At 66.7% G+C, this 19,061-nt stretch carries 20 protein-coding genes and 1 pseudogene; 7 read left to right on the top strand and 14 right to left on the bottom strand.

Annotated features, from left to right (window positions below):
- The first annotated feature begins 148 nt into the window (after positions 1-148).
- Entirely contained in the window at positions 149-802 is a 654-nt protein-coding gene (locus tag ACFY6U_RS44210; RefSeq protein WP_390047815.1) for a MobC family plasmid mobilization relaxosome protein, read from the top strand.
- A complete protein-coding gene (locus ACFY6U_RS44205; RefSeq protein WP_390047656.1) occupies positions 799-2,517 on the top strand; it encodes a relaxase/mobilization nuclease domain-containing protein in 1,719 nt (572 codons plus the stop codon). The genes ACFY6U_RS44210 and ACFY6U_RS44205 overlap by 4 nt, the downstream gene beginning before the upstream one ends.
- A 255-nt stretch (positions 2,518-2,772) precedes the next feature.
- Here the strand turns inward: ACFY6U_RS44205 and ACFY6U_RS44200 are convergent, their stop codons facing one another.
- The 3 genes from ACFY6U_RS44200 to ACFY6U_RS44190 form a co-directional block, all read right to left on the bottom strand.
- A complete protein-coding gene (locus ACFY6U_RS44200) occupies positions 2,773-3,471 on the bottom strand; it encodes a hypothetical protein (protein WP_390047654.1) in 699 nt (232 codons plus the stop codon).
- A 103-nt stretch (positions 3,472-3,574) separates the two neighbouring features.
- Positions 3,575-3,874: a hypothetical protein gene (locus ACFY6U_RS44195; protein ID WP_390047653.1), complete on the bottom strand. Its 300-nt coding sequence runs from the start codon at positions 3,872-3,874 to the stop codon at positions 3,575-3,577.
- Between the two features lie 266 nt (positions 3,875-4,140).
- A complete protein-coding gene (locus ACFY6U_RS44190; RefSeq protein WP_390047651.1) occupies positions 4,141-4,827 on the bottom strand; it encodes a DUF317 domain-containing protein in 687 nt (228 codons plus the stop codon).
- A 360-nt stretch (positions 4,828-5,187) separates the two neighbouring features.
- Between ACFY6U_RS44190 and ACFY6U_RS44185 the strand changes: the two genes are divergently transcribed.
- The gene (locus ACFY6U_RS44185) at positions 5,188-5,658 is read left to right on the top strand and encodes a hypothetical protein (protein ID WP_390047649.1); all 471 of its coding nucleotides are present in this window, start codon (positions 5,188-5,190) and stop codon (positions 5,656-5,658) included.
- Positions 5,659-5,902: 244 nt separating this feature from the next.
- Positions 5,903-6,067, top strand: a pseudogene (locus ACFY6U_RS44180) (IS1380 family transposase); the annotation flags it as partial.
- A gap of 10 nt (positions 6,068-6,077) precedes the next feature.
- Here ACFY6U_RS44180 and ACFY6U_RS44175 read toward each other — a convergent pair.
- A complete protein-coding gene (locus ACFY6U_RS44175) occupies positions 6,078-7,178 on the bottom strand; it encodes a hypothetical protein (RefSeq protein WP_390047647.1) in 1,101 nt (366 codons plus the stop codon).
- The gene (locus ACFY6U_RS44170) at positions 7,175-7,486 is read right to left on the bottom strand and encodes a hypothetical protein (protein ID WP_390047645.1); all 312 of its coding nucleotides are present in this window, start codon (positions 7,484-7,486) and stop codon (positions 7,175-7,177) included. The genes ACFY6U_RS44175 and ACFY6U_RS44170 overlap by 4 nt, the downstream gene beginning before the upstream one ends.
- A gap of 187 nt (positions 7,487-7,673) precedes the next feature.
- On the opposite strand from ACFY6U_RS44170, the gene ACFY6U_RS44165 reads away from it, so the two are divergent.
- From ACFY6U_RS44165 to ACFY6U_RS44155, 3 genes are read left to right on the top strand one after another with little or no spacing between them, the layout of a single operon-like run.
- Positions 7,674-7,952, top strand: coding sequence for a multiubiquitin domain-containing protein (locus ACFY6U_RS44165; protein WP_390047643.1), 279 nt, complete (start codon positions 7,674-7,676; stop codon positions 7,950-7,952).
- Positions 7,927-9,198, top strand: coding sequence for a ThiF family adenylyltransferase (locus tag ACFY6U_RS44160; RefSeq protein ID WP_215068675.1), 1,272 nt, complete (start codon positions 7,927-7,929; stop codon positions 9,196-9,198). Before ACFY6U_RS44165 ends, ACFY6U_RS44160 begins: the two co-directional genes overlap by 26 nt.
- Before the next feature lie 14 nt (positions 9,199-9,212).
- Positions 9,213-9,623 (top strand): DUF6527 family protein, encoded by a 411-nt coding sequence (locus tag ACFY6U_RS44155; protein ID WP_390047813.1) that lies wholly within the window; start codon positions 9,213-9,215, stop codon positions 9,621-9,623.
- A gap of 267 nt (positions 9,624-9,890) precedes the next feature.
- Here ACFY6U_RS44155 and tyrS read toward each other — a convergent pair whose 3' ends face one another.
- The 9 genes from tyrS to ACFY6U_RS44110 all read right to left on the bottom strand — a co-directional run bounded on the left by tyrS (position 9,891) and on the right by ACFY6U_RS44110 (position 18,994).
- Positions 9,891-11,294: a tyrosine--tRNA ligase gene (gene tyrS / locus ACFY6U_RS44150; protein ID WP_390047641.1), complete on the bottom strand. Its 1,404-nt coding sequence runs from the start codon at positions 11,292-11,294 to the stop codon at positions 9,891-9,893.
- Between the two features lie 97 nt (positions 11,295-11,391).
- Entirely contained in the window at positions 11,392-12,303 is a 912-nt protein-coding gene (locus ACFY6U_RS44145; RefSeq protein ID WP_390047639.1) for a glycosyltransferase family 2 protein, read from the bottom strand.
- Positions 12,300-13,262 (bottom strand): hypothetical protein, encoded by a 963-nt coding sequence (locus ACFY6U_RS44140; protein ID WP_390047637.1) that lies wholly within the window; start codon positions 13,260-13,262, stop codon positions 12,300-12,302. The genes ACFY6U_RS44145 and ACFY6U_RS44140 overlap by 4 nt, the downstream gene beginning before the upstream one ends.
- A gap of 125 nt (positions 13,263-13,387) precedes the next feature.
- Positions 13,388-14,152, bottom strand: coding sequence for a class I SAM-dependent methyltransferase (locus ACFY6U_RS44135; RefSeq protein ID WP_390047635.1), 765 nt, complete (start codon positions 14,150-14,152; stop codon positions 13,388-13,390).
- A 94-nt stretch (positions 14,153-14,246) separates the two neighbouring features.
- Positions 14,247-15,263 carry a hypothetical protein gene (locus ACFY6U_RS44130; protein WP_390047633.1) on the bottom strand — a complete coding sequence of 339 codons (1,017 nt, stop codon included), beginning with the start codon at positions 15,261-15,263 and terminating at the stop codon, positions 14,247-14,249.
- Positions 15,260-16,156, bottom strand: a complete 897-nt coding sequence (locus ACFY6U_RS44125; RefSeq protein ID WP_390047631.1) for a radical SAM protein — start codon at positions 16,154-16,156, stop codon at positions 15,260-15,262. The genes ACFY6U_RS44130 and ACFY6U_RS44125 overlap by 4 nt, the downstream gene beginning before the upstream one ends.
- Positions 16,150-17,301: a hypothetical protein gene (locus ACFY6U_RS44120; RefSeq protein ID WP_390047629.1), complete on the bottom strand. Its 1,152-nt coding sequence runs from the start codon at positions 17,299-17,301 to the stop codon at positions 16,150-16,152. The genes ACFY6U_RS44125 and ACFY6U_RS44120 overlap by 7 nt, the downstream gene beginning before the upstream one ends.
- A gap of 17 nt (positions 17,302-17,318) precedes the next feature.
- Complete coding sequence (locus ACFY6U_RS44115; protein WP_390047627.1) at positions 17,319-18,320, bottom strand: alcohol dehydrogenase catalytic domain-containing protein; 1,002 nt, start codon at positions 18,318-18,320, stop codon at positions 17,319-17,321.
- Positions 18,317-18,994, bottom strand: a complete 678-nt coding sequence (locus tag ACFY6U_RS44110; protein ID WP_390047625.1) for an HAD family hydrolase — start codon at positions 18,992-18,994, stop codon at positions 18,317-18,319. Before ACFY6U_RS44110 ends, ACFY6U_RS44115 begins: the two co-directional genes overlap by 4 nt.
- Positions 18,995-19,061: the final 67 nt, after the last annotated feature.

Here is a 19,061-nt window from a genome sequence, read left to right as displayed (position 1 = left end):
GCTCGTCCCCGCGCAGGTCCGCGGGGACGAGCGACCGCAGCAACGAGTCAACCCGACACCGCCGCTCCATCCGTCCTTGCCCTGACAGGTATGGGACGAGCTCGACCGGTCACTGACTGGCCATCAACACCCCATGGAGAACCACCTCATGCGCAATCAGCACCACGAACCCCCATCGCACCAGCAGGAGATGACCACCACCCCAGCCACAACGCCAGCAAGGTATCCCGCTGGACCGTCCAAGGACGGCCGCAACGGGGAAGTCTCCGCCCCGGGGGTGGCGGAGGACCTCGGGCGCCAGGGGGCACCCGAGGAGGAACAGACCGCCGACACTGCCGCCGCTGTGCAGCTGCCGCGTGCTGCCGAAGCCGCTGCACTGCACCGTGTCGCCCGACGCCGCAAGCCCGACCCGAACGGCCAGCGCAAGGAGCGTGTCGACGCCCGCTACAGCATCGACGAGAAGACCGAGATCCGCGCCATGGCGCGGTCACTGAACATCGCCGGCGCCCACTACGTCGGCGCTGTCGTCATGGCCCATGTTCAGGGCGACCTCGGCCTGCCCGGCCAGCGCACCCCGCTCGACGACTACATCGACGAGCTGACCGCTCTGCGTGGCGAGGTCGCGAGGATCGGCCACAACATCAACCAGATCGCCAAGAAGCTGAACTCTGGCGGCCATCCACAGCCTGGGGATACCGCCGTCCTGGCCCAGGCCGAATGCACCCTGACCGCGGTCGGCGCCACCGTCCGCCACATCGCGGCAGCTGCGAACCAGGCCGTCACCAAGAAGGCCGCCCGATGATCGCGAAGATCCGCAGCGGCAAGGAAACCGCCGGGCTGATCCGGTACCTGTTCGACACGAAGAAGGCCAAGGACCACACCGACCCCCATCTGGTCGCCTCATGGGACGGCTTCGCCCCCGACCCCGGCCGCGCCGACGACTTCGACGCCACCAGGAAGCTCCTCGTGGCCGATCTGGACCTGCACGTCAAGCAGGCCCGGAGGCTCGGCCGCGCGCCCGAACAGCACGTGTGGCACTGCTCGATCCGCGCCGCCGAGAGTGACCGCATCCTCAGCGACGAGGAGTGGGCCGACATCGCCCGCCGCGTCGTGGCGGCCACCGGCATAGCACCGGAAGGCGATCCGGACGGATGCCGCTGGGTCGCCGTCCGCCACGCCCCCGACCACATCCACATCGCCGCCACCAAGGTCCGGGCGGATCTGCGCACTGCACGCCATTGGAACGACTACCACACCGCAGACCGTGAACTCGCCGCCATCGAGAAGGAATACGGCCTGCTGCAAGTCGTACGCGGTGACCGCACCGCTGCGAAGCGGACCACCCGCGCCGAGCAGGAGAAGGCCCGCCGCGCCGGCCAGGACAAGCCCGCCCGAGAACGGCTGCGCGCCACCGTGCGCACCGCCGTAGCCGCCGCCACCAGCTTGGAGGAGTTCGTCCACCTGCTCAGCCACATCGACGGCGTACTCGTCGAGATCATCTACTTCCCCGCGGGTGACGTGCGCGGCTACAAGGTCGCCAGCGAAGACACCACCACCGCCGACAACGAGCCCGTCTGGTTCTCCGGCTCCAAACTCGCCCCGGACCTTTCCTTCCCCAAGATCCAAAAGCGCCTGGAGAGCATCGACCCACAGCCCGCTGGGAAGTCAGGTCGGCGCAGGCCCAACCCCTGGCACCAGGCCACCGCCGCCACCGAACGCATACCCCACCACCTCGACCAGACAGACGACGAAGCCTCCCAGGCCCACCTCGCCGCCTTCGGCGAGGCACTCGACGCCCTCCCCCTCCTCGCACCCCAGACCTTGCGGCCCCAACTCCGAGAGGCAGCAACAGCGTTCGAGCGCGCCACCCGCTCTCGCATCCGGGCCGAACACCACCACGCCCGCGCCCTGCGCGGCGCAGTACGCGCGATGGTCCGCGAGCCCGCCCCCAAGGACGGCGCCGTCCTGGCGATGTTCCTGGACGCGGCGATCCTCGTAGTTGTTGCCGCTGCCCGCTGGCACCAGCTCCGCCACCACGACCAGCAGGTCGCCGCCGCCCACCAGACCCTGCTCCACCTCCAGGCCGCCTACGACCAAGCCGCAACCGCACCCCTGGCCGCCCTCGCGCAGCGCCAGCCACCCCAGCAGGCCGTGGAACGGCAGATCCGCCGCCTACGCCAAGTCGTGCCCGAGCACGCGGAGCAGATCATCGAAGACCCCGCTTTCGCGGCTCTCACCACCGCCCTCGCCGAGGCAGAAGCAGCAGGACACGACCCGGAACAGCTCCTCCAGCAGGTCACCGACCAGCGCGCCCTGAACGACGCGCGCCGCCCCGCACGAGTCCTGGCCTGGCGCATTCAACGCCTCAGCGAAAGGTCGGCACCCAGCGCACAAGCCCGCGCAGCACAAGCCCACAGCCCAGCCTGGGCCGACAGCGCAGCACGGCGCCCCGACGCTCCAGAGCACACGGCAGCAGCCGCCCCGGCCCCGCAGCCGTCACAGGCACGACGGCGCTGATCTCGATCTCAGCTGCGTGCGGTGACGCGTTGGGAGACGCCAGAACAAGGCACCGCAGCACGAAGCCGGGCTCCCCCAACTGGGAGGCCCGGCTTCACCGCGTGGGAGGCCCTGGAACTGCTGGAGCGCCCAGGAGCCGGTCGAATGTGCCCTCCGACAGCACCCGGCGCAGCACCCGTGCAATGGAACTGAGGGAATCGGCGAACATGGCGACAAAGTCATGCGCGCCGGCGCCGAACGACGCCGACAGGGAGGTCACAAGGCTGCCTGCGCCTTGTCGAGCGCCTTCTCCAGGTTGGCGTCCACAAGTCCCGGCGCGCCCGACACGAGCACCAGGACGTTGCCGATTCGGATCGCCGTCTGCTTGACGACGCTTCGCTGTTCACCGATCGAGTAGGTGAGCAGCTGGCTCCAATGCTCGTTACCCAGGTCGGGGGCGGGCGTCACCTGCGTGCCCACCGTGACGACGGTGTTGCCCGACACCACCTGGTACGTGGGGCAGGAGACCATCGCATCGAAGATCTCTCCAATGCCCTTGGACAGCTTCGCCGCGGTGTCGCTGTACAGCTCCTCGGACAGATCGGAGTTGCTGCCGCCGGCGTAGGTGAAGGACGCCTTCGCCTTGCGGGGGAAGGCGAGGCTTGTGCCGGTCGCGGTGTCGCCGCCGAGTTTCTCCATGGCCGGGCAGCCCACCACAGCCACGTCGTCGTGCGCCGCGGGGCGCTGTGGCGTGCGGGTGTAGCCCCCGCCGAGGTCGCTCTCGTTCAAGAGGAGCTTGGCCAGCGCGGTCGAGGACAGTGAGGCGAGCGCCGGGGCACTCTCGCCGTCCGGGTGCACCGGGACGGTCGGGGAGGACATCGGACCGGAAGCGGCGGCGCTGCCGTCGGAACAGCCCGCCAGGGCCAAGATAGCGAGGGCGCTGAGGCTGAGGACGGTCGTGGCGTGAAGGCGCATCGGAAACCCCTTTTTGGCCTGTTGTGGCCTGCGGAGCGGACGGTCTGACCAGGCCGGCCCTCCGGGCGCCGGCGGTGCGAAGGGGAGTGGGGGTTTCGGGAGGTCAATGGCCGAGGTGGCGCAGGCCCTCTTCGAGAGTGGAGTGGAACTGGTCGACGGGACCGGAGTGGCGGTTGAACCAGACCGCATCCAGGCCGGGCTCCTTCGTCTCGTGGCCCGCCCGGCAGCGCAGCCATATCGAGTCGTCCCGCGTGCAGAAGACGATCCAGTCCCGGTACGCGCCGCACTCGGGGCACGTACGGACCTCGCCGTCGACGACGAGCGGCTGCAGCCAGCGCATCATCACCCCGGCCACCTCCTGGCACGACGGCACCCGCAGCTCCGGCGGCAGGAAGTCGGGCACAACCCCTTCTCCTGCGGTGGGGGCTTGTGAGGTCGGCTCGGGGAAGTTGGGCCACGGCTGCGTGGCCTGCAGCCGCAGGAGCAGCGCGTGGCCCGCACGCTGGGCTTCACGGAACGCGCGGTCCGCGCGAGCGCGTCGGAACAAGAGCAAGGCACACTCCTTCTCTGTCATCTGGCGGGCGCGGTGGCGCGCCTCGTCTGACTTGCTGCCACTCGGGAGATCGGCGACGAGCCGTTTACGACAGCGGCTCCTCTGGGCGGGCGCTGTCAGTTGCGGCGGAGGACGGTGAGCCGCCCTTCGGCGCTCGCAGGGACGGTTCGGCGGGGCACCGGGACCGGTGAGGCGAGCGAGGAGGCGAATGCCGCCACGAGCTCATGGGGGACGCTGGTGCTGAAGCTGGCACACCACAAATAGGGGGCGCTGACGACGGGTTCCGCCCATGCCTGCCAGCCCACCAGGTCGGGGCGCGGGTCGGCGTCCTGGATGAGTGGCGGCAGCATCTCTAAGGAGACGCTGCAGGAGAATCCGGGGTCCGTGGCGGTGGTGCGGGGGTGGTCCACGTCGCGGAACCAGCCTTGGGCACTCAGTGCGTTGAGGACCGTCCCCGGCGCCTCGGAGCCGACGTCGGGCGCCTCGCGGGTGTCGATCGCCACGAGGAGATCGGCGAGCGCTTCGTACGGGACGCCGGCCGTGAAGTACGCGTTCCACGCAGGCACCACGGAGGTGGCATCCGGGCGGGCGCTCAGCTGCCAGGCAACCGGGAGGCCGCCCAGTTCGAACGGGTAGGCCGCGAGGGTCCATTCGGCACCGCGCAGCTCATCTGGGCTCACATACAGCAGGGTGTGGCGGGAAGTAGGCCACATGCGCCAGCCGAGGCCAGCCAGGGTGTCCCCGATCCGTTCGGCGAGGGCCCCGTCGTCACCCGCCAGATGGCGCGGGGTGACCCAGTACACCGGGTCCGGCGAGTCGGGACGGGAGGGATCGGTGGGGTGGTGCGGGTGCAGGGGCGCCTCCGTGGGATCGGGGGGAAGGATTTCGTCGGGGCGTTGTACGTTGGCATGATTTGCAGCAGCACGCGAGTGCTTGCGGGATCTTTCCTGTCTGCCCCCGGCGAACTTTCTCTCCCTTTGTCATTCAAGCGACGCGTGCGACAGCGAACCCAGCCGTTTCGTCGTTTGTGACAGCAAACCTAGTCGTGAGGGGTGAGCACGCTGGGACCACGCCCCGTGTGTATCTGCCGTACGGGGGAACACGCACCGAGTGCTGCCCTCAAGCGCGCGGCCTCGGGACGGCCATTCGCAACAATCGCCGCTATGACGTCGATGACGCAGACCTTCCGCCAGGCCCTGCAGACTGAGCTGGCCAGCCGGAAGACGGTGAGCATCCGCAGCACCCTGATCGAGATGCTGGAAAGGGATCCCTCCAAGGCAGAGATCTCGGCAGCCAACAGGGTGGCCCGAAGGATCGCCGAGGACGGGGACGCGGTCCTCATCTCCCTGCTTCCCGACCAAGCCGGCGCCGACGCGTACGTGCCTACGGCCCGTGGCGGCAGGGGACGTGCGTCGAACTACCTGACCCTGGACGAGAAGATCATCAAGGACTTGCCCTGCCGCGTCGAGTTCGCCACAGAGAAGTGGGACGCGCTCATCGACGAAGGCATGCGGTCCACCCAACAGAAGATCGAAAGCGACCCAGGTCTGTCGGCGTTCCTGCCCGACTGGAAAGCCGAACCGCGTGCCGAGAAGCGGGCCCGCCTCATGGCGGAGGCGGCAGAAACCAGCTGACCCGCTGTTCAGCGTGCCTTTCCGACACTGGCCTGCATCACCGCATCGGTTCAATGAGCCTTTCCCAACCTGACTGTGAGCGCCATTGCCTATGCCTGGCGGAGCGTCTGGGGCACGTGCCTGACTACAGCTCCGCGGGTCATGACTGCGGCCCGGACCGTTGCGTTCAGCCGTCAACAGGTTCCTGACCAGCACAGACGTGAGGTTGGAAAAGACTCAATGGCGTCTGCCTGGATCCGGGCATCGGGCCGTCCACAACCCGGGGAAGGTCCTCCTGGTCGGTCGCCCTCGCGGTCGCTCTGGGCGGAGCTGCCTCGTCGATGTGGGCATGCTGCGGGCGGAGCCAGCCGTGTTCGGGTTGGTGGCCTCCGACCCGACGGTCTCCCGCCTGATCGGCCAGCTGGCCGCCCGCCAGATAGCTAATCCCACGATGCCAGAGCATCGTTTACCGAAGGAGCGTTCTTCGCCAGTGTCGTCCGCCAGTCAAGGTGACCGCGGTGCTGCAGGTGACCGACGATAACGATGCGCGCCACGCCAAGCTCAACGGCCACCTGATTGACCCAACGCGCACCGATACGATCTGGGACGTCAGGAATGCCGTGCGGGAAAACCCACTCTGCGGCCTCCGTGTCTGCGTCCTTCTCCCATTTCGTTTCATTGCCTTGAGTCTCATCGAGACCCTCGACGATGAGGTGTTCAGCGTCGACGTGATCAAGCAAGATATGCGCAATCTCATGCAAAAGAGTAAATAGGATCTTGTCGAGTCTTTTGCCGCGACCAGACAAGCCAATGACTGGATATCCGTCGACCAGCATCGAGCACCCGTCAATCTTGGCACCCGGAAGCGATTCGACATATACCAGACGCACGCCAACTGCACTAAAAAGGTCAGGCAGGTCCTCGAAGTCAGCGGCCGACTTGAGTGTGCGCGAAAGGGTGCCTGCAAGCTCCCTCAGACGTTTCGCGCAGTATCTCTCCTGAGGCGGAAGCTTACGCGCTTCCCTTCTGATACACGCGACCCATGCTCGCTGCAGCGAGCTGATATCTTCGCTACGGTTGGCTCGTCTAGCAGCCGCTGCGAATCCGGGCTCGTCATCAAGGGAATCCAGCTCGAAAAGTTCCTTCACCTCGGCCTCGAGGGCATCCAAGGTAGCGCCGGTGAGAAAGCCGCGCCTCTTCAGTAGCTGAATTGGCCCTTTGTCGTTTAGGCGGGCGCGCCGACGCACCTCGTCCAGCTTGACCTGGGCGTTCTCATTCTTGAACTGCTCGGCGAGTAGGTACTGGTCCTGAAGGTTGAGCCAGTACTCAGCTGTATGACCAAGGGCCGCGCCGATCTGCGCCGCCGACTCCCTGGTGATCTCCTTTTTGCCGGTGACGATCTCGGAGACGAACTGAGTCGGGCGATCCAGAACCGCAGCGAAATCAGCCTGAGACCAGTCCCTGGCCTCGAGCTCCCTCCCGAGGAGTTCGCCAACCGGCACCTGGGCGATCGGCAGCGGGTCGTGTGGAGGGGTGCTCATCGCGAGGCTTCCATCTCTGGAGTCAATAGCTCGAAGATCACGGCACTGTGGCTCTCTGTGCTCTTGAACGTCAAGTTGATAACGCGGCCTGAACTCAACTTCGCCCGCGCCTTGTTCAGGTCATGGGTGTCACCGGGGTGGATGCGCAACATGCGCGAGTTCCGCAGGTCGGCGTCGAGCCGAGCTGCACGCGCGCACTGAACGAGGACGCGAAAGTCCGAGACCTCCCGGGCGCTCCAACCTTGCGGCCGGAATCCGGGGTCCGTAGCGAGGCGATGCAACTCCTCATCCATGTACTCCCGGTCCACGTGCGTGTTCTCCATCACCCATCGGCTGATGACGCTTCTACCTACTTGGCGCGGATTCTACAGGCATCACCGAATTTCTGGGCCGCCAACCTCGCATCTACCCCATCACCCATGGGGTGATGATGTTGATGCTACACTCGCATCCGAGCCCGTCGATCAGCGGAGGGCGCCATGGAAGGGGACTGTCATGACTGCACCCAGTGACGAGCAGGAGCATGACAAGAGGGATAAAGGGTTCGAAGTGATCATCAACGGCACAATGGTCACCCTCGATCACGACACCGTGACCTATGACGAACTTGGGCAGCTCGCGTACCCCGGCCACGACCCGCAGGCGATGTTCACCGTCACCTACAAGAACGCCATTGCACCCCATGGCGGGGACGGCATCCTGGTCGCCGGCGAGTCCGTGAAGGTCAAGAAGAAGGGCACGTACTTCCATGTCCGGCTCACGACTCGTTCGTAGTAGCGCCGACCTGGCCCGTCTGGTGCAAGACGGGTACTCCGTCCGCGTCGTCAACGGGTTCCTCGTAATCGACGACATTCCGTTCGTGGACGATGCCGCCCAGGTTCAGTGGGGATCCTTCATCTGCCCGCTGGATCTGAGCGGCGACACCGCGACGGCTCCGAGTAGCCACGTTATGTGTTTCGTTGGCGGCGTACCCCGCAATAAGAATGGCGAGCCCATCGACGGGCTCGTAAACGATGGCGTTCAGAAGTGGTCTGCCAGCCCGGAGCTCACCGCGAGCTGCGGCTTCTCCCAGAAACCCGCGGGCGGCTATCCAGATTATTACGAAAAGGTCACCCAGTACGCCGCGATGGTCATCGGGCCAGCCCAGGCCATCGACCCCGAGGCGACCCCGCTGACCTTCAAGCCTGTCGAGACCGACGAAGACGATGGTGTGTTCCGCTACCTCGACACGTTCTCCAGCAGGGCTGGCATCACCGAGGTCAACGCGCGCCTCGCGCTGAAGAAGGTTGTGATCGTCGGTCTCGGGGGTACTGGCGCATACCTGCTCGACCTGCTCGCCAAGACCCCGATACACGCGCTTCATCTCTACGACGGCGACGTCCTCCGCACGCATAACGCCTTCCGGGCCCCCGGTGCCGCGAGCCTTGCGGACCTACAGGAGGGCCTGAAGAAGGTCGAGTACTTCACACGGATGTATTCGCAGATGCGTCGTCACATCGAGGCTCACCCGGTGAACGTCACCTCTGAAAACGTCGGCGAACTCCTCGACGCCGATTTTGTGTTCCTTGCGATGGACACGGGCCCGGACAAAAAGGCCATCATCGAGGCGCTGACCGTCAACGGTATCCCATTCATCGATACTGGTGTCGGGGTCAGCAAGGACGCCGAATGCATCGACGGGCAAATTCGCATCACGACGTCTCTTCCGGGTCGCGTGGAGCATATTGAGCGAGATGGGCTCATCTCGTACTTCGCCGGGGAGGGCGCCGAGTACGACACCAACTTGCAGGTAGCCGAGCTGAACTCCTCCACTGCGAACTTGGCAATCTTCCGGTATAAGAAGTACCTCGGTTTTTATGCTGACACCGAGAACGAGCTGCACACCGTGTATGCGGTCGGCTCGAATGATCTCTACAACCGCTACGGCACCTCTACCAACCAAGACGAGGGCATCGGACTGGGCGCCGAGCCGGTCCCGGCCAGCGCTGATGCTGGGGACGGGTCGGAGGCCGCCGCGTGAAAGCTCGATCCTTGATGCCGGTGTTCATCGAGCACATCCCGGCCGAACCCGAGCCGGGTAAGCTGTACATCTCGATGCAGTTCGAAACCGCAGTCCATCTGTGCGCGTGCGGATGTGGTGCGAAGGTCGTCACACCATTCGGACCGAACGACTGGACCCTGACCTTCGATGGCACCGTGTCCCTGCGACCGTCCGTTGGAAACGGACAACAGCGGTGTAGGTCGCACTACTACGTCCGCAGCGACCGTATCGACTGGTTGCCGCGAATCTCAGCGGCAGCCACTCGAGTCGCTAGCTCCCGCGACCGCGCCGCGCACATCGAGGCCATCCCTCAACCTCTGGCGGGACAAGCGTCTTGGTGGCGCCGGATTTGGAACCGAATGCGACGCTCCTTTGGCACCAGCCGTAGCAAACGGGATGAATAAATCGTCCCAGCGAGCTGGGATAACGTCTGAAGAATCGATGCCAAGCACGTCGTTGCAACGACCAGGAGCTTTCAGCACCAGACGGTCTTGCATAACAGCACACCGTCTCTCCGGGTGTGCCCTGGCCGCCCACACCTCCGAAAGCAACACTCCTCCACGGCATCGCCCGCCATCAGCGCCTCTCCAGGATCGCGCGGCTGGCGGGTCGCATCGAGCGCAAACAGAACGGCGCCGACTCACGCTGGTGAGTCGGCGCCGCGCCTGATCTCAGACGTCGATGCGGGCGACCTTACGGCCGACCTTCAGGTACAGCTCGGCACCTTCGAGTGCCCCAACCTCGCTCACGACCTCACCGAGCGTCTGCTGCACGGACGTCTCGGTGAGCGGCGTAGGTGCCTGCTCTCCGTCCGCCTCAAGGATCAGACGAAGACCCTTCTGCTGAGCCACACGGCGCACGGCGGAGATGCTGGGAGCGAAGTCCAGCGTGCGGCTGATCAGCGCCCCGAGTGTGTCCTGGCCGTGGTCCTTCAGGGAGATGACGGGGAGGTTCTGGGTGTCCGCGAAAGAGCGCTTGGAGAAGCGCGCCGTGAACTCCGCGCGAGCGGCGGCAGCAGCGTCCAGGCCGTGGAGGGCGGCCACCACCTCGCCGGCGAGGATGCGCTTGATCGCCATAGGGTGCGCGGTCCCCTCCTCCAGGCGCTTGGTGACCACGCGGATCTCGTCGTCCGTCCACTCGGTGAGCAGCTGGAGGTACGGCTCGGTCAGGTGGTCGGGGATGGACATCAGCCGGCCGTAGACGTCATCAGGCGACGCCGTCAGGCCCACGTAGTTGCCCTTGCTCTTGCTCATCTTGGTGCCCGTGCCGTCAGTGCCCTCGATGAGAGGAGTGGTGATGACGACCTCGGGGTCCTGCTCCGAGATCTCCATGACCTTGCGGCACATCTGGAGGTTCAGCAGCTGGTCCACTCCGCCGAGTTCGACATCGGCGTCGATGGCCACGGAGTCCCAGGCCATGACGACGGAGTAGACGAACTCGGCGACGGACAGCCCATGGCCATCGGCGAGCCGGGTGCGGAAGTCCTCGCGCTGGAGCGACATGGAGACCGGCACCCGGGCAAGAACCCCGACGAGCTCCGGCAGGGTGACCTTGTTCAGCCACTCGCCGTTGAAGCGCAGGTCGGCACGCTCGAAGTCGATGAACGGCGTGACCTGCTGCTGGTAGCCGCTCAGGTTGCGGGCGATGTCCTCGTCGGTGAGCGGCGGTCGGTCCGAGGACCGTCCCGACGGGTCACCGATCTTGGCCGTCACGTCACCGATGATGAAGACGACGTGGTGGCCCATCCGCTGGAACCGGCTAGCGATGATGATCGGTACCGCGTGGCCGAGGTGGACGTCGGGCGAGGTCGGGTCGATGCCGTACTTGACGACGAACGGGCGTCCGGCGGCCTGCGCGGCCGCGATCTTCTCGGCGAGCACCGAGGCCGAGGGGATCAGGTGGTTCGCCCGCCCCTCGACCAGTGCGGCCTGCTCCTCGGGGGAGAGGTCGGAGAGGTCCAGGGAGCGCCGTGCCGTTGTCTCGCTGAGCAGCTGCGCGGCCGTATAGTCCGCGCCCAGGTCCGCCCCATCGAGGATGTGCATGACACGGGTGACAGACTCGCTCAAACGGCTCATGGCGCTTATACGCTCCTGGGTCGGACAACTGGCCTGACCAGTAGGGATTGGAAGCGGCGATTTTATCATCGCCACCCCCCTCGCATCACCGAAATGATCACGGTTCAGCCCGCTCTCCCTGGGGCGTCGAGAGCTGTACCAGCGGCCGGCCCACGATCGCACTGGAGAGGGAGCGGAGCCACGGGGCTATTGGGTCTCGGGCTCGGAGCGTGGCGATGAGCATCCCCGGAAGGAAGATCATGGCGGGGAGGTGCTTCTTTCGCTGCAGGGCGGATTCCACTCTGTGCCCGGAAGCGAGTACGCGGAAATGCTGGGAGATCCTCCTGAGCTGGCGAGTCGTCGCCCAGGCGGGAGGGTTCCTATCCATCATGCGGAGCCGATCCGAGAGTCCCAGACACACCTCGGCCCGATAATCCTGCGACAGGCCGGGCGTACTTCGGTCGGTCATGCTGTGTGAGTGGACCCGATAGAAGGTCAACGGGTCCTGGAGGACGGCGCCGCGGCCGGCCTCCCGCAGCGAGTGGAAGAAGATCTCGTTGCTCACCGGAAGGAGGCTGAGAGCGGCCTCGCGATGGACCACCAACGTGCTTGTGTTTCCGCCCGGGTGCGGATCTTTCAGCTTGGGGTTTCCGTTTGAGTCGACGACGTTTTCCCAGTGCTCGATGAACAGCGTTTCACCCGTCATCGCCTCGGCGCACGTACGGAGCTTCGATGGGTGGAACCAGTCATCGGCGTCGAGCGGAGCCACCCAGTTGCCTGTGCTGAGGAGAAAGGCGTCGGTCAAGGTTTGGCCGAAACCTTGCTGGCTTCTCCGGATGGCCTTGACGTTCTTTTCGTGACGACGGCATACCTCCTCAGTTTCGTCGTTGGATCCGTCGTCGATGACGATGATTTCGTGAAGGACGAAGTTTCCAGGCTCCTGTTCCAGACAGCTTGTTATGGCCTGGTCGAGATATCGGCCGTAGTTGTGGCACAGGATCACGCACGAAATACGCGGAATGGCGCTCACCGGTCACCCCCGTACACGCGGGCGTAGTCGTCGAGGATCGTCCTGTGTTCCTGGGTCCTGTAGTCGAGGAACTCGCGGTCGAGGCGGCGGGGCCTGGAGCCGAGCCGTGCTGCCGCGTTCTCCAGCGCGGTCAGGAACTTCTCTCCGAAGAGGTTGGGATGCCCCTGCGACCAATCGAACCATTCGGGTTCCTCGACGAATCCCTTGTGCCGCTCGTACTGCTCGGGCAAGTGCCCTGTGAGGGAGCAGACCGGAAGCAGGTTCAGGTCGAAGGCCAGTTCCAGCTGCCCGGAGTGACTCCCCCAGAGGTACGGCAGCAGCAGGGAGTCCGAAGCCAGCCCGGCTCTGACCACTTCGTCGTCCGTGGGATACGGGCGCATGGTGAGGCGGATACGCGGATCGTGCCGGGCCGTCTCCAGAAGCAGCGGGGCGCGGCCGGCGTCAGCGAAGTCCGCAGGGCTGAACGCGCGCAGGAGGACGTGGAGCGTGCTGCGGGGATCCGTGATCCCCAGGCTCCAGTTGGCCATGGTGGACAACTGGTCCCGGCTGGCCCGGGAGGCACCGAACATGAGGTACCTGGTCCCCGGGCCCCTCGCCTCGCGCTCCAGGTCAGCCAGCGACTCCGGGGCAGCGACGTATCCGTGGGGGATGACCGTTGCAGGGACCCGCTCGCCGAGGACCTCCGTCAGCCTCGTGACGGATCCCTCAGTGAGACAGACCCAGCTGACCTCTGCAGATCGGAGCAGCCGCAGCCGCTCGACGAAGCCTTCGGCGTTGCCGACCATGGGCCGGGTGTCATGGGCGGTGAAGACCACGTTGACCCCGTAGCCCAGGCACGCGTCCAGCAGGCGCTCCAGGGTGGCGATGTCCTCGAAGTCGATGTGGTGCAGGTGCAGGACGTCGAGCCACGTGAGAGGGCCGTGTTCGAGGAGCCATGCGGCGCTGACCGCCTCTGGCACAGTCTCGCCCGTGGGAATCTCCGTCCCGTTCAGGATGTGGAAGTCAGGGCTCTGGAGCTTCCACGCGTACGGGGTACGAGCCGGCAGGTGAACGACACGCAGGCCCCTGGACCGGGGAACCGCCGTCACTGCTCTCCCACCTCCGTCGCTCCCACACCGACGAGGAGCAGCTGGGTGGACAGACCGTTGGAGGCGTCGTCGCTTCGGGTGAGGCCCGCGTAGTGGATCTCGAATCCGGATTCCCGCAGCAGCGCCTGGAACTCGTCGCTTGCCCACTCCCGCACATGGCTGGGGTTGCGCGGCGGTCCAGGGGTGTCGTAGCCGCTGCGGCACTCACGGGCCGGTGTCGACAGGACGGCAGCGGCGCTGCCCTCCCGCAGCAGGGCCAGGATGAGGGACAGGGCCGGGGCCGGGTCCACCAGGTGCTCGATCACGTCGGAGCAGATCACCACCGACCGGCGAACGAGGTCCGGGTCGAGCGGCAGCCGCTCTGCTGATTCGAGGTCCGCCTCCACCCACTGTCCGAAAGGGTGGTTGTCGTGGCACCAGCGCAGGTTGTCCCCGAAGTCCACGCCGACGAAAGTCCAGTCGGGGTGCGCGACGGCGAGCGAGGCCAACTTGCCCGCCTGCCCGCAGCCGATGTCGATCACGACGTCACGGCCGAGCTCCTTGGCCCGTTCGGCGGCGTAGGGGTACACGTCGGGCTGCCAGGTGACGGTGTCGTCCGTCTCGTCAAGGAAGTACTCGACCTCGCTCCGGCTGCGATAGCCGCGGCGAATGAAGAAGGTCTCGGGGCCGCCTATCGGCTGCGAGGACTCGGAGAGGGCCGGGGGCTGCGGGGCGTCGGGGCCGGTCAGGGGCTGTGATGTGGTCGTGGTGTCCGCGTGCACAGTCAGACTCCTTGCTTGCTCGGGTGTGTGGTGCGGCAGAGGGCACACGGCCTGCTACGGCCGCGGGTTCGGCGCTCCCTCGGAGGGGCGTCTGCTACTTCGGCCAGCAGGAGAACAGCGTGATCAGCCGTTCGACGAGCGCCTCTCGGATCACACGCCACTCCCGGTCTCCGGCGCGTCGCGCGGCGGAGGCGCGGTCGTACTCCGCCTGGCCGACCTCGGGCAGACACGCGTACATCTGGAGCAGGGCCGACCCGTCGTCGGAGGGTGCCGAGTCGGTGTCCGCCGCCAGCAGGGCCCTGATGTCCTCGGCGGGCATGGAGCCGTCGATTCCGGAGCCGGGGATGCTCTTACTCATCTTCGGCAGGCCCCCGAGGCCCGGGATCATCTTGGTGTAGATGCCGGCCAGCCGGTCTGCGGGCAGACCCCAGCGTTCCGCCCCGCGCCGGGCGAGGGCGACGTACTTGTGCTCGTCGACGCCCAGGGACACCAGCACGTGCCGTCCTTCGCGAAGCAAGTGCACGAAGTCAGCGGCCATCAGCAACGTGGCCTGCTTCATGCCGTAGTTGAGGTGGTCGAAGACGCCGTGGTTGCGGTAGAGCCCGGCAAGGTCCTCCTCGGCCCAGTGGAAGTCGTCGTCGTCCAGATGGCGGGAGAGCAGGAACGCGGTGGCCATGACATCGGTCTCACCCTCCTGCCGACGCAGTACTCCGCGCCCCGGGTCGAAGCCGAGCCCAAGCGCGAACTCCTCGTACTGGTCGGCCAAGCGGCGCACCGCGTCCAGCGGTGTGCGACGCGCGTTGTAGGAGTCGAGGTCGCCGAGCACGATCTGCACGTCGAGTCCGCACTGCTGGAGCTTGACCGCGCGCAGCAGCTGGAAGAGGGTGCCGGCGTGCGGCGGGCCGCCGAGCCCGACGCCAGTGGTGACGATCGCCGGCCGACCCCCAGAGACGGCGTCCGCGAACTCCCGCGCACCGGTGTGGCACACCCACTTCGTGTGCAGGTCGCCGGGGCTCATCCCCGCGAGGGCGAAGTCGATGGTGCCGAGGCCAAGGTGCTCGTACTGGTGCTGGTCGATGACGCTCTCGTAGTACGCGGTGTCGAACTTCATGCGATCCCCTCCAACTGAGGCTGCTCTCGTAGGGCGAAGGCCCGGCGGACCAGCGGCTCGAAGCCGTCGGCCAGCAGGTCCCCGATCACGGCGTTGCGAGGTGCGGCGACGCTGCCGAGGTCCGCGGTGACCGTTCCGTCGGCGAGGACCCAGACGCGGAACGGGTACGGGTCCTCGGGCGCCCGCGTGGGCTGGGCGAAGATCTCCACCGGGGCGACGGCGTCGCGCACCCCGTCCACGGCCCGGACGAAGTCATCCCGCTCGAAGCCGTAGAGCTCCGCCTTGCCCGCGCTGGCACGGCCGATGGGCCTGTACTGGGAGATCAGCCAGTATTCGACCTCCGTGCGGTCAGCGATGCTGGTGACGAACTCCGCGAGGCGCGGCAGCTCCCGCACGGACGCGGCCGTGGTGAACGTGTTGAAGGCGAGTCGGCGCCGGTCGGAGACGAGGAACTCGACGTTGGACCGGAACCGTTCGAAGTAGCCCTGCCCGCGGAACCAGTCGGCCGAGTCCGCCTCCGGACCGTCGATGGCCAGGGAGTAGAGGGTCACGTGGTCGCGCACCCCCGCGTAACGGTCGCTCAGGAGCAGCCCGTTGGTGTGGAGATTGGTTTCGAAGCTGGCTTCCTGCGCGTGCCGGAGGGCGACCTCCAGGTGGTTGTCGTAGGGCATCACGGGGTCGCCACCGGTGAACACGACCCGGTGGGCTTCGGACTCGGCGCGGACCTGGTCGATGACCCTCCGGACGGTGTCCGGGTCAGTCTTGACCCTGTTGCGCTCCCGGTAGCAGAACCGGCACACACCCGGTGAGGCGCTGGTCGGTGCCAGGTCCCAGGCGTTGCAGTCGGTGTTGAGGACCAGGTGAACGATCGCGAGTTCGTCGTGCGTCAGCATGGGGCCTTCTCCTTGTTGCCAGGGCTGACCAGGAGGGCTGTCGGGGAGACGGGCCGAAGGAGCGAGCGGAGCTTGTCCGGGGCACCGCCGGAGAGGCGTACGAACTGCTGCAACGTGTCCAGACCCGCGCCGGCGTCGATGATGGTGAGTGCCCTGTCGATGCCGGATTGGACGGTGGGCACCGCCTCGGACATCACCATGAGCAAAGCCGCGTTGAGAGCGACCGCGTTCCGCGCCTGACTGGTGTCATGGCCTGCCAGTACGCGTATCGCGGCGGCGACGTTCTCCCGAGGGTCCTCGTGCTGGGTGACGGACATCAGGTCCTGCGGCATCGAGGACGCGCCCTTGCGCACCTCGTCATTGAAGGTCAGGTCCTCGTCGCCGGCGTTGATGCGGCAGGCCCGCACGGTGCTTCCGGGGATCAGTTCGTCGACCTGGACCGCCTTGCCAAGGCTGGAGTTGATGACCGTCACGTCGGGCAGGCCGAGTCTGGAGAGCAGCCGGGCGGAAGCGCCGACCGCGGGGTGCGAGAGGCCGTACACGTAGGCGGGGCAGGTGACCGGGCTGAGGAGGGCGGGGAACGCCAGACTGAGGGCGTGCACGGCCTGGAACCTGCCGCCGTAGCGACGGTCGAACTCGGGCACGCGGTTCTCGATGGAGAAGAACCCGAAGCCGGTCTCCGCCGTGATGTCGACCATCTCCTGGTGCGGCACCGTGTCGCTCGTCGCGCCCACGAGGTCGATGAAGTCGCGGGACCCGGTCTTCGACGACGCACTGCGCGATCCGAGCTTCGCGACGTGTGCTCCCCCGGTGGCCGCCACCAGCGCGGCGGCAGTACTGAGGTTGATCGTCTTGAAGGTCTTCTTCCCACTGCCTGTGTAGCCGACGAACCGCACGCCTTCCGGCGGCTGATGGAAGTCCCAGCCGCTTCGGTCCAGGGCGGTCGCGGCCTGGACAGCGGCCTCGACCTCCTCCAGCCGTGGCCCCCGCAGGAGCAGTCCCGTCAGGACGCTTCCCAGCATCACGTCGCGCGTGTGGCCCTCCGGTAAGGCGAGGATGCGCGTGATCCCGTCGTGGACGTCCTGGGGTGGAATGTCGGCCGGTGAGTTGATCTTGTGGGCCAGCAATGGCGTTGTGACCGCCATGGCGTGGGCTCCTTCCGTCACGTGTCGGATGTGAGCAGGACCTTGAAGGGGCGATGGCGGGCTTCGTCGTTCAGGGCCGCCAGTCCCTGCGGCAGTTCGCCGAGGGGAAATCGGTCTCGGGTCATGAGGGCGGCCCAGTCGCCGCCCTTGGCGATCACGTCGATGGCGTCTCGAAAGTCGTCGTGGCCGTCCGCGCGGCAGTACGAGAAGGAGCCGCGCAGGGTGATCGAGCGACGGAAGACATCCCGTAGGGGGACCGAGAGAACGACGCGGGGCGCGTAGGCGTTCTGGACGAGAACCGTTCCCCCGTCACGAATAGCCTTCAACGCGTGGCGTATGGGGGCGTCGCTGTGACCAGACGCGGCGTCCACGACGGCGTCGCACGTCGGCAGCTCGGCAGAGTGGAGAATGATGTGCCGGTCGAGAACGTAGCGCAGTTGATGCGACCGTGAGGGCTCCCTGACCAGCATGTGCACGTCCCACCCCGCCTCTGCCGCGCAGATGGCCGTGCACACCGCAAGGACGCCGCCCCCGATGATGCCGAGCCGCCCCATGGGCACATGTAGCCCGCAGCGGACTCCGTGCAGGGCCACCGCCATCGGATCGGCGAGGACTCCGTGCGCGGCATCGTGCAGGTGGCGAAGCGGGACGATGTTGTCGCGGGGCGCCCGTACGCAGCCGGCGAGACCTCCGGGAAGATCCCACCCGATGCGCTGGAGCCGTGGGCAGAGGTGGACATGGCCGCGGTCGCAGTAGTGGCACGAGCGGCAGGAGACCAGCGGGTCGATTGCGACCCAGTCACCCGTCTCCGTGTCGACACCGACGATCTCGTGCCCGGGGTACCACGGTTCCGGCAACTGTCCTTGCCAAGGGTGATTGAGCTTCGCGACGTCGCTTCCGCACAATCCTGAGAAGCGTGTCTCGACGAGCGTCGTGTCGCGTGCCGAGGACATGGCGACCGGAGCGGGGAGTCGGCAGAGGACTCCGTTCTCAACTGCCCACGCGTACGGGCCGGTCATCGCTTCCCCCATCTGTCCAGCAAGGTGGGGAGAGCTTCCACGTCGGGTATCGCCCTGCCGGGCCAAGCGGTCTCGCCGAACGCGAGGCCACTCGGCCCGCCTCGACGCTCCACGCGCACGGCACGCATGCCGGCCCGCTCTGCGCCGGCAAGCTCGTCACCGCCGCCATCGCCGCAGTAGAGGGCCTGCTGCGGGGCAACACCGAGGTCTCGGAGGACCGCGCGGAAGAGCAGACGGTCGGGCTTCACCGCACCCGCCCGGCAGCTGAACACGACAGCGTCGAAGTGTGGCGCGAGGTCGCTTGCGCTCCACGCTTCGGCGATGTCCGGGGACGCGTCGCTGAGGACGGCCAGTCTGGCGCCACCGCGCCGAAGCTGCTCCAGCGCCCGGAGGAGAGAGGCATCGGCCTGGAGACGGACATGGGCGAGCCGGGCCAGGAGCGCTTCCAACTCATCCACACAGGCCGCAGAGGCGTCGCAGCGGGCGACGAGGTGAACCGCCACCTCGGTGGTGGACGCCATCTGCCCGTCGTGCCTCGCCTGCCAACTGTCGGACAGCACCGACTCGGCGACCGCCGGGGATACGCGCAGGATCGCAGCGAACTGGGCTGCGGCAGCCCTCCGCTCGACCACAGTCGGGGCTGCGACGAGCGTGCCGAATAGATCGAGTATCACTGCGGTCGGGTGTGGAGCCGGAACAGCAGAACTCCGCTGCGGTGAAGGGCCAAGCAGTACGTCGCCC

The sequence above is a fragment of the Streptomyces sp. NPDC013157 genome (assembly GCF_042899865.1).
GTDB lineage: Bacteria > Actinomycetota > Actinomycetes > Streptomycetales > Streptomycetaceae > Streptomyces.
Note: the sequence above shows the minus strand (reverse complement) of the source record. Positions and strands in the feature narration are given on the sequence as shown.

What these genes read in the sequence shown, in the direction of transcription:
- ACFY6U_RS44210 (WP_390047815.1), top strand. Translation starts at nt 149, where the DNA reads ATGCGCAATCAGCACCACGAACCCCCATCGCACCAGCAGGAGATGACC.
- ACFY6U_RS44205 (WP_390047656.1), top strand. Translation starts at nt 799, where the DNA reads ATGATCGCGAAGATCCGCAGCGGCAAGGAAACCGCCGGGCTGATCCGG.
- ACFY6U_RS44200 (WP_390047654.1), bottom strand. Translation starts at nt 3,471, where the DNA reads ATGCGCCTTCACGCCACGACCGTCCTCAGCCTCAGCGCCCTCGCTATC.
- ACFY6U_RS44185 (WP_390047649.1), top strand. Translation starts at nt 5,188, where the DNA reads ATGACGTCGATGACGCAGACCTTCCGCCAGGCCCTGCAGACTGAGCTG.
- ACFY6U_RS44175 (WP_390047647.1), bottom strand. Translation starts at nt 7,178, where the DNA reads ATGAGCACCCCTCCACACGACCCGCTGCCGATCGCCCAGGTGCCGGTT.
- ACFY6U_RS44165 (WP_390047643.1), top strand. Translation starts at nt 7,674, where the DNA reads ATGACTGCACCCAGTGACGAGCAGGAGCATGACAAGAGGGATAAAGGG.
- ACFY6U_RS44160 (WP_215068675.1), top strand. Translation starts at nt 7,927, where the DNA reads ATGTCCGGCTCACGACTCGTTCGTAGTAGCGCCGACCTGGCCCGTCTG.
- ACFY6U_RS44155 (WP_390047813.1), top strand. Translation starts at nt 9,213, where the DNA reads ATGCCGGTGTTCATCGAGCACATCCCGGCCGAACCCGAGCCGGGTAAG.
- tyrS (WP_390047641.1), bottom strand. Translation starts at nt 11,294, where the DNA reads ATGAGCCGTTTGAGCGAGTCTGTCACCCGTGTCATGCACATCCTCGAT.
- ACFY6U_RS44130 (WP_390047633.1), bottom strand. Translation starts at nt 15,263, where the DNA reads ATGAAGTTCGACACCGCGTACTACGAGAGCGTCATCGACCAGCACCAG.
- ACFY6U_RS44125 (WP_390047631.1), bottom strand. Translation starts at nt 16,156, where the DNA reads ATGCTGACGCACGACGAACTCGCGATCGTTCACCTGGTCCTCAACACC.
- ACFY6U_RS44120 (WP_390047629.1), bottom strand. Translation starts at nt 17,301, where the DNA reads ATGGCGGTCACAACGCCATTGCTGGCCCACAAGATCAACTCACCGGCC.
- ACFY6U_RS44115 (WP_390047627.1), bottom strand. Translation starts at nt 18,320, where the DNA reads ATGACCGGCCCGTACGCGTGGGCAGTTGAGAACGGAGTCCTCTGCCGA.